The sequence below is a fragment of the Luteimonas changyuni genome, from assembly GCF_039548395.1.
Lineage (GTDB): Bacteria > Pseudomonadota > Gammaproteobacteria > Xanthomonadales > Xanthomonadaceae > Luteimonas.
Genome location: NZ_JBCLUZ010000056.1, coordinates 1 through 9,160, shown reverse-complemented (window position 1 = coordinate 9,160; position 9,160 = coordinate 1). Strand labels below are relative to the sequence as shown.

The window sequence follows — 9,160 nt, the reverse complement described above, 5'->3', positions numbered from 1 at the left end:
GAGCGGCTATAGCCGCGATCGGGATCCATCGCGGCTATAGCCGCTCCCACAGCATCCCCGAGGCTCCGGCGGGGCCGAACGGCTATACTGGGCGGCCATGTCGCCCGCCCGGAGTTGCAGAGAATGAGCATCGAACAGCTTGCCGAAACCGCCCTCGCCATGGTTGCCCCGGGCAAGGGGATCATCGCCATCGACGAGTCCTCCGGCACGATCGCCAAGCGCTTCGCCGGCGTCGGCATCGAGAACACCGAAGAGAACCGCCGCGCCTACCGCGAGCTGCTGCTGACCACGCCGGACCTGTCGGAATACATCAGCGGCGCGATCCTGTTCGACGAGACCCTGCGCCAGAAGACGAAGGACGGCGTGCCCTTCGCCCAGTACATGACCGAGAACGGCATGATCCCGGGCATCAAGGTCGACAAGGGCACGCACGCGCTGGCCGGCTTCCCGGGCGAGGTGGTGACCGAGGGCCTTGACGGCCTGCGCGCGCGCCTGGAGGAGTACTACAAGCTCGGCGCCCGCTTCGCCAAGTGGCGCGCGGTGATCAACATCGGCGACGACGTGCCCTCGGGTACCTGCATCGAGGCCAACGCCCACGCCCTGGCGCGCTACGCCGCGCTGTGCCAGGAGCAGGGCCTGGTGCCGATGGTCGAGCCGGAAGTGCTGATCGACGGCAACCACGACATCGAGACCTGCTACGAAGTCAGCGAGGTCACCCTGCGCGCGCTGTTCGACGCCCTGTACAACCAGAACGTGGCCCTCGAGGGCACGATCCTGAAGGCCTCGATGGTGCTGCCGGGCAAGGACAGCGGCGAGCTGGCGCCGGTGGAAGAGGTCGCCGAGGCCACCCTGATGAGCCTGAAGTCGGCGGTGCCGGCAATTCTTCCGGGCATCGTGTTCCTGTCCGGCGGCCAGTCCGACGAGGACGCCACCGCGCACCTGGACGCGATGAACCGCATGGGTCCGAACCCGTGGCCGCTGTCGTTCTCCTACGGCCGCGCCATGCAGTCGGCGGCGCTGAAGCTGTGGTCGCAGGACCTGGTCGGCAACTACGACAAGGCGCAGGCCACCGTGTACGAGCGCGCCAAGGCCAACGGCCTGGCGGCGCTGGGGCAGTGGTCGCGCGGCTGATCGCTGTGGAAGCGGCTACAGCCGCGATGCCTTCAGCAGCATGAAAAGGGCGGCCCGCAGGGTCGCCCTTTTTTCATGTCTTGCTATCCCGTGTTCCGTAGGAATCGCGGCTGTAGCCGCTCCCACGGGGGTGGGCCGGATCAGGGCAACCCGGCCAGCCAGTCGTCGTCGCTGCCCTCGGCGACGCCTTCGAACAGCGGGGTCGAGAAGTAGCGCTCGCCGGTATCCGGCAGCATCGCCAGGATCACCGCGCCTTCGTCGGCATCCTTGGCCACGTCCAGTGCCGCGGCCACGGTCGCCCCGGCCGAGATGCCGGCGAAAATTCCTTCCTCCGCCGCCAGCCTTCGCGCGGTGGCGATCGCCACGTCGTCGGCCACGGACAGCACGCGGTCGGCGGCTTCGCGGTTGAGCACCTCGGGAATGAAGTCCGGGGTCCAGCCCTGGATCTTGTGGGGGGTGAAGTCGGCGCCCTGGAGCATGGCGGCCACGGCCGGCTCCGCGGCCACGACTTCGACCCCGGGCCGCGCCAGCTTGAGCATTTCGCCCACGCCGGTGAGGGTCCCACCCGTGCCCCAGCCGCTGACGAAATGGTCCAGGCGGCGGCCGGCGAAGTCCTGCAGGATTTCGGCGGCCGTGGTGTTGCGGTGGTACGCCGGGTTGGCCGGGTTGGCGAACTGGTCGGCCAGGAACCAGCCGTGCTCCTCGGCCAGCTCCCTGGCCTTGCGCACCATGCCGGTGCCGCGCTCCGCGGCCGGGGTCAGGATCACCTTGGCGCCATAGGCGCGCATCAGCTTGCGGCGTTCGACCGAGAAGCTTTCGGCCATGGTGGCCACGAACTTGTAGCCGCGCGCGGCGCAGACCATCGCCAGGGCCACGCCGGTGTTGCCGGAGGTGGCTTCGACCACGGTGTCGCCCGGCTTCAGCAGCCCGCGCTGTTCGGCGTCGAGGATGATCGCGAGCGCGAGCCGGTCCTTGACCGAGCCGCCGGGATTGAAGGATTCGACCTTGGCGTACAGGGTCACGCCGTCGGGCGCGATGCGGTTCAGGCGCACGATGGGCGTGCCGCCGATGGTGTCGAGGATGTTTTCGTGGATCATGGCGTCGTCCTGGGTGTGTGGGAGGGACGTGTCCCCGGGTTCGACCGCGAGGCAGGACCAGAGTGCGCCGTAACGCACGAGGGCGCCACCGGTTGACAGGAACGGCGCATCCCGCGCACGGGCCTCATGGCATACGTCGCCGACACACGGGGTCGATAGAATGCGCGGCTTCCCTTTGCCACCGTTGCCCACGATGTCCGACGCCCCCATTTTCCGCTCCGGCCCCAAGGCCTGCTGCGCCATCCTGCTCGCCCTGGCCCTCGTGGCCTGCGGAGCCGGGGGCGAGGCAGAGGGCCAGGGCGCTGGCCCGCCGGCGGTGGTGGTGACGACCGCGGTGGTGTCCACGCAGCCTTTCAACGACCGCATCCGCGCGTTGGGCACGGTGAAGGCGCGCGAAGCGGTGGAGGTCACCGCCAAGGTCAGCGAAACCGTCGACCGGGTGCATTTCGAAAGCGGCGACGTGGTGGCCGCAGGCGCACCCCTGGTCACGCTCAGCGGCGAGCAGCAGCAGGCCTCGCTGGCCGCCGCCCGCGCCACCGCGGAAGAGGCGGACCGCATGCTGAAGCGCCAGCAGGAACTCGCCGCGCAGCAGCTGATCGCGCGCGCCACCCTCGACACCCAGCGCGCCACCCGCGACAGCGCGCTGGCCCAGGTGCGCCAGATCCAGGCCAATCTCAGCGACCGGGTGGTCCGCGCGCCCTTCGCCGGCGTGCTCGGCGTGCGCCAGGTCAGCCCCGGCGCCCTGATCACGCCCGGTACCGTGATCGCGACCCTCGACGATCTGTCATCGGTCTACGTGGATTTCCCCGTGCCCGAGGCCCACCTGTCGCACGTGGCCAGCGGCCAGCGCATCACCGGCACCAGCACCGCCTGGCGCGGCCGCGGCTTCGAGGGCGTGGTCAGCAACGTCGGTTCGCGCGTGGATGCGACCAGCCGTGCCTTCAGCGTGCGCGCCGACTTCGAGAATCCCGAACACCTGCTGCGCCCCGGCATGCTGATGCAGATCGAGCTTGAGCGCACCGAGCGCGAGGCGCTGCTGATACCCGAGATCGCCGTGGTCCAGGTCGGCCGCGAGTCCTTTGTCTACCGCGTGCGCCCCGACGCCACCGTCGAGCAGGTCGTGGTCATGATCGGCTCGCGCGCCGGTGGCATGGCCGAGATCGTCTCCGGCCTCGAACCCGGCGAGCGCATCGTCGTCGACGGCACCGGCAAGCTGCGCGACGGCAGCGCGATCGTCGAAGCCGGGCGTGGCGAAGCGGATGCCGGCGAAGTGGATACGAGCGAAGCCGGCGGATCGGGCGAGGGCTGAGCCATGATGCTGTCCGACCTTTCCATCCGCCGCCCCGTGTTCGCCACGGTGATGAGCCTGTTGCTGATGGTGATCGGCGTGATGGCGTTCTCGCGCCTGACCCTGCGCGAGCTGCCGGCGATCGATCCGCCGATCGTCTCGGTGGACGTCAACTATCCCGGCGCGTCCGCGGCGGTGGTCGAGACCCGCATCACCCAGGTGCTGGAGGACGCCCTTTCGGGCATCGAAGGCATCGAGATCATCCAGTCGCGCAGCCGCAACGGGCGCTCGTCGGTGACCCTGGAGTTCACGCTGAACCGCGACATCGAGGCCGCGGCCAACGACGTCCGCGACGCCATCAGCGGCGTGGCCGACCGCATGCCCGACGAGGCCGACCCGCCCGAGGTGGAGAAGGCCGACAGCGACTCGGACACCATCATCTGGCTCAACATGGCCTCGGCGACGATGGACACGCTGGAGCTGTCCGATTACGCCGACCGCTACATCGTCGACCGCCTGTCGAGCCTGGACGGCGTGGCACAGGTGCGGATCGGCGGCCGCCAGCGCTATGCGATGCGCGTGTGGCTGGACAGCGCGGCGATGGCCGCGCGCGGCATCACCCCCAACGACATCGAGTCCGCGCTGCGCGCCGAGAACGTCGAGCTGCCCGCCGGCCGCATCGAGTCCGGCAGCCGCGACTTCACGCTCCGGGTCGAGCGCAGCTACGTCGAGCCGCAGGACTTCGCCGCGATGCCGTTGCGCAAGGGCGACGACGGCTACGTGGTGCGCCTGGGCGACGTGGCCGAGATCGAGCTGTCCTCCGCCGAGCGGCGCGCGTACTACCACAGCAACGGACAGCCCAATATCGGCCTGGGCATCGTCAAGACCTCGACCGCGAACGCGCTGGACGTGACCCGCTCCGCGCGCGCGGCGGCGGTGGAAATACAGAAGTCGCTGCCGGAGGGCACGAACATCTTCGTCGCCTACGACGATACGGTGTTCATCGAGGAGTCGATCAAGCGCGTCTACTGGACCCTGATCGAGGCGATGGCGCTGGTGCTGGTGGTGATCTGGCTGTTCCTGGGCAGCTTCCGCGCGGCGCTGATCCCGGCGGTGACGGTGCCGGTCTGCCTGCTGGCGGCGTTCATCCCGCTGCTGCTGTTCGGCTACTCGATCAACCTGCTCACCCTCCTGGCCCTGGTGCTGGCAATCGGCCTGGTGGTGGACGACGCCATCGTGGTGCTGGAGAACATCCAGCGCCGCGTGGACCTGGGCGAGCCGCGGCTGGTGGCCGCGCAGCGCGGCACCAAGCAGGTGGCGTTCGCGGTGATCGCGACCACCACGGTGCTGGTGGCGGTGTTCCTGCCGGTGGGCTTCATGGAGGGCAACACCGGGCGCCTGTTCCGCGAGCTGTCGGTGGCGCTGGCCGGCGCGGTCGCGCTGTCGGCCTTCGTCGCGCTGACGCTGACGCCGATGATGGCCTCGAAGATGGTGCGTCCGCACAGCGAGGAGAAGTCGAACCCGGTCAACCGCTGGTTCAACGCGCGCCTGGCCGCGGTGACCGGGGGCTACGGGCGCGCGCTGGCATGGATGGCGGACCAGCGGCCGCGCCGCGTGCTGGCGGGGATGCTGCTGGTGATGCTGGCCTGCCTGGCCGGCTCCTGGGGCCTGTCGCGGGTCGTGCCCTCGGAGCTTGCGCCGGCCGAGGATCGCGGTTCGTTCTTCGTCTCCATCGTCGGGCCCGAGGGCGCGGGCTTCGACTACACCGTGCAGCAGGTGCAGGAGGTCGAGAAGGTGTTCGCCAGGCGCGTGGCCGAGGAAGGCAGCGCGATCCGTCGCTACAACACCCGCGCGCCGGGCGGCTGGGGCGCGAGCGAGGAGATGCATACCGGCAACGTGATCGTCTTCCTCGAGGACTGGGACAAGCGCGAGCAGAGCACGGCCGATGTCGCCGATTCGCTGCGCTCGGAACTCGGTACCTTGAGCGGCGTGCAGGCGCAGCCGAGAGTGGGTGGCGGCCTCGTGGGCAGCCGCGGGCAACCGATCCAGATGGTGCTCGGCGGGCCGGAGTACGAGGAAATCTCGGGCTGGCGCGACCTGGTGATGCAGCGAATGGAGTCGCATCCGGGCTTCTTCTCGGTCGATTCCGACTACAAGGAAACGCGGCCGCAGATGCGCGTGAACATCGACCGCGTGCGCGCCGCGGACCTCGGCGTCAGCGTCACCGACATCGGCCGCGCGCTGGAAACCATGATGGGCGGCCGCCGCGTCACCACCTTCGTCCAGGAAGGGGAGGAATACGACGTGCTGGTGCAGGCCGGCCGCGCCGGCCGCGCCGAGCCCGCCGACCTGGCCGCGATCGAAGTCCGTGCGCGCAGCGGCGAGCTGGTGCCGCTGTCCAACCTGGTGACGCTGTCGGAGCTCGCCGAGGCGGGCAGCCTCAACCGCTTCAACCGGATGCGTGCGATCACCATCACCGCCGGCCTTGCGCCGGGCTATCCGATGGGCGATGCACTGGCCTTCCTCGAAGACGTCGTCCGCGCCGAGCTTCCCGACTACGCCCAGGTGGACTGGAAGGGCGAGTCACGCGAGTTCACCAAGGCCGGCGGCGCGGTGCTGCTGACCTTCACCCTGGCGCTGCTGGTGGTCTACCTGGTGATGGCGGCGCAGTTCGAAAGCTTCGTGCATCCCTTCGTGATCATGCTGACGGTTCCGCTGGCCGTGCTGGGGGCGCTGCTCGGGCTGGCGATGACCGGCGGCACCATCAACCTCTTCAGCCAGATCGGCGTAGTGATGTTGATCGGCCTGGCGGCGAAGAACGGCATCCTGATCGTCGAGTTCGCCAACCAGCTGCGCGACGAGGGGCGCAACATCGGCCAGGCCATCGTCGAATCGGCGACCGTGCGCCTGCGCCCGATCCTGATGACCGCGATCGCCACCGCGGCCGGTGCCCTGCCGCTGGTGCTGGCAGGCGGCCCCGGTTCGGCAAGTCGCGCCACCATCGGCGTGGTGATCATCGCCGGCGTGGCGTTTTCAACCCTGTTGTCGCTGTTCGTGGTGCCCGCCCTGTACACCCTGTTCGCCCCGTTCACGAGCTCGCCGGAAGCGGTGGCACAGGAGCTCGAGAAGCAGCAGCGCGAAGTGCCGAGCGTCGGCGGACACGCCTGAGCCACCGGCCGCGTTCGCGCGGCCGGTTCGCATTTGCCCGCTGATCGTGGAGAATCGGGCCGGTTCCGGCCAGGGTGAACATGGCGCCGGTGCACCGCGATCCACTACCGGAGCCAGCACTTGGACGACCTGCTCAACACCTTGAACGGCCTGATCTGGAGCAAGGCGCTGATCGCGCTGTGCCTGGGTGCGGGGCTGTATTTCTCGATCCGCACCCGCTTCATGCAGCTGCGCAACGTGCCGGAGATGGTCCGCCTGCTGCTGTCGGGCAAGTCCTCGGAAGCCGGCGTGTCCTCGTTCCAGGCGCTGGCGATTTCGCTGTCGGGGCGCGTGGGCATCGGCAACATCGCGGGCGTCGCCACCGCCATCGCCTTCGGCGGCCCGGGCGCGGTGTTCTGGATGTGGGTGATGGCCTTCCTGGGCGCTTCGACCGCGTACGTCGAATCGACGCTGGCGCAGATCTACAAGGAAAAGGACGACGAAGGCCGCTATCGCGGCGGCCCGGCCTATTACATCGAAAAAGCGATGGGCCAGAAGTGGTACGCGTGGCTGTTCGCGGTCGTCACCATCGTCGCCACCGGGTTCTTCCTGCCCGGCGTGCAGGCCAATGGCATCGCATCGGGCATGGAGAACGCCTTCGGCATGGCGCCTGCCGTCACCGCCACCGGCGTTGTGATCGCGCTGGGCTTCATCATCTTCGGCGGCGTCAAGCGCATCGCGCGCTTCGCCGAGCTCGCTGTGCCGTTCATGGCGTTGGCCTACATGCTGGTTGCCTTCGTGATCCTTGTGCTCAACGTCGAGCAGGTGCCGGAGATGCTGGTGCTGATCTTCCGCAGCGCCTTCGGCATGGAGGCCGGCTTCGGCGCCATGCTTGGTCTTGCGGTGGAGTGGGGCGTGAAGCGCGGCATCTACTCCAACGAAGCCGGGCAGGGCACCGGCCCGCACGCCGCCGCCGCGGCCGAGGTCTCGCACCCGGCCAAGCAGGGTTACGTGCAGGCGTTCTCGGTCTACGTCGATACGCTGCTGGTGTGTTCGGCCACGGCCTTCATGATCCTGTCCACCGGCATGTACAACGTCGGCATGCCCGACGGCGCGATGCTGGTCGAGGCGCTGCCCGGCATCGAGGCCGGCCCGGGCTTCGCGCAGGCGGCGGTCGAGTCGGTGCTGCCCGGCTACGGCGCCGGCTTCGTGGCGCTGGCGCTGCTGTTCTTCGCCTTCACCACCATCGTCGCCTACTACTACATGGCGGAAACCAACATCGCCTACATCAACCGCAAGGTGCACCGGCCCTGGATGACCCTGGTGCTGCGCGTGTTCATCCTGCTCGCGGTGATCGTGGGCGCGGTGCGCTCGGCCGGCGCGGCCTGGACGCTGGGCGACATCGGCGTGGGACTGATGGCCTGGCTCAACATCGTCGCGATCCTGATCCTGCAGAAGCCGGCGCTGCTGGCGCTGCGCGACTACGAGCGGCAGAAGAAGGAAGGCCTGGACCCGACCTTCGACCCGGAGGCGCTGGGCATCCGCAACGCCGCCTTCTGGGCAGGCAGGAAGAAGGACTGAGATGGCGAAGGCCGGTGGCAATGACGAGGTCCGCCTGCATGGCCTGAACGCCGTGCAGGCGGTGTTTGCGCGCCGCCCGGCGGCGATCCGCAAGCTGTACCTGGCCGAGGCGATGATTCCGCGCCTGCAGCCGCTGCTGAAGTGGTGCGTGGCCAACCGCGTTGGCTACCGGGTGGTGGAAGAGGACGACCTGCGCAAGCTCGCGGCCAGCAGCCACCACGAGGGCGTGGTCGCCGACGTGCTGCGCGAAGCGCCGGTCGCGCTGACCACGTGGCTGCAGGACCTCGGCGAAGGCCCGGTCTGCGCGCTGTGGCTGGACGGCGTCGGCAACCCGCACAACCTGGGCGCGATCCTGCGTTCGGCGGCGAACTTCGGCGCGACCGTGATGCTGCCCAAGCACTCGCCGCTGCAGCTTTCAGGCGCCGCCGCGCGCGTGGCCGAGGGCGGTGCGGAAGCCGTGCCGCTGGTGCGCCTGGGCCGCGAGGACAACGCCATCGCCCAGCTGCGCGGCGCCGGCTTCACGCTGGCGGCGACCGTGGTCCGCGGCGGCGGCGACGTGTTCGCGACCGACCTGCCGCAACGGCTGGTCTATGTGCTGGGCGCGGAGGGCGAAGGCATGTCACAGGCGCTGGCCGATGCCTGCGACCTGCGCGTCTCCATCCCCGGCACCGGCGCCGTCGAAAGCCTCAACGTCTCGGCCGCGACCGCGGTGCTGCTCGCCCGCTGGTGGCAGGCGCGCGGCTGATTCCGCGGCAAAAAAGGTTCATCTCCGGATTTAGGGGCGGGTGATTGCTTCGGGAGGGTGAGCGCTGCCCGCCGTGGAGGCAGGGGGGATGCCCAGCCGGAATATGCGCATCCTGCTCCCAGTTCCGGCCGCCGGCCATCCATGGCCGGCTCTGGGCATCCCCCCTGCCTC

At 69.4% G+C, this 9,160-nt stretch carries 5 protein-coding genes and 1 pseudogene; 5 read left to right on the top strand and 1 reads right to left on the bottom strand.

Annotated features, from left to right (window positions below):
• The first annotated feature begins 123 nt into the window (after nt 1-123).
• A complete protein-coding gene (locus tag WCD84_RS14215) occupies nt 124-1,131 on the top strand; it encodes a class I fructose-bisphosphate aldolase (protein WP_343281787.1) in 1,008 nt (335 codons plus the stop codon).
• 140 nt (nt 1,132-1,271) lie between these two features.
• On the opposite strand, the gene cysK is transcribed toward WCD84_RS14215, so the two are convergent.
• Nucleotides 1,272-2,228, bottom strand: a complete 957-nt coding sequence (gene cysK, locus WCD84_RS14210) for a cysteine synthase A (protein WP_343281786.1) — start codon at nt 2,226-2,228, stop codon at nt 1,272-1,274.
• A 193-nt stretch (nt 2,229-2,421) separates the two neighbouring features.
• Here cysK and WCD84_RS14205 point away from each other — a divergent pair, with 193 nt between their 5' ends.
• The 4 genes and pseudogenes from WCD84_RS14205 to WCD84_RS14190 form a co-directional block, all read left to right on the top strand.
• Nucleotides 2,422-3,537, top strand: coding sequence for an efflux RND transporter periplasmic adaptor subunit (locus WCD84_RS14205; RefSeq protein ID WP_343281785.1), 1,116 nt, complete (start codon nt 2,422-2,424; stop codon nt 3,535-3,537).
• A 3-nt stretch (nt 3,538-3,540) separates the two neighbouring features.
• Nucleotides 3,541-6,684, top strand: a complete 3,144-nt coding sequence (locus tag WCD84_RS14200) for an efflux RND transporter permease subunit (RefSeq protein WP_343281784.1) — start codon at nt 3,541-3,543, stop codon at nt 6,682-6,684.
• A 120-nt stretch (nt 6,685-6,804) separates the two neighbouring features.
• Nucleotides 6,805-8,244, top strand: a complete 1,440-nt coding sequence (locus tag WCD84_RS14195; protein ID WP_343281783.1) for an alanine/glycine:cation symporter family protein — start codon at nt 6,805-6,807, stop codon at nt 8,242-8,244.
• Nucleotides 8,150-8,989, top strand: a pseudogene (locus WCD84_RS14190) (TrmH family RNA methyltransferase); the annotation flags it as partial. The gene WCD84_RS14195 and the pseudogene WCD84_RS14190, both read left to right, overlap by 95 nt.
• Nucleotides 8,990-9,160: the final 171 nt, after the last annotated feature.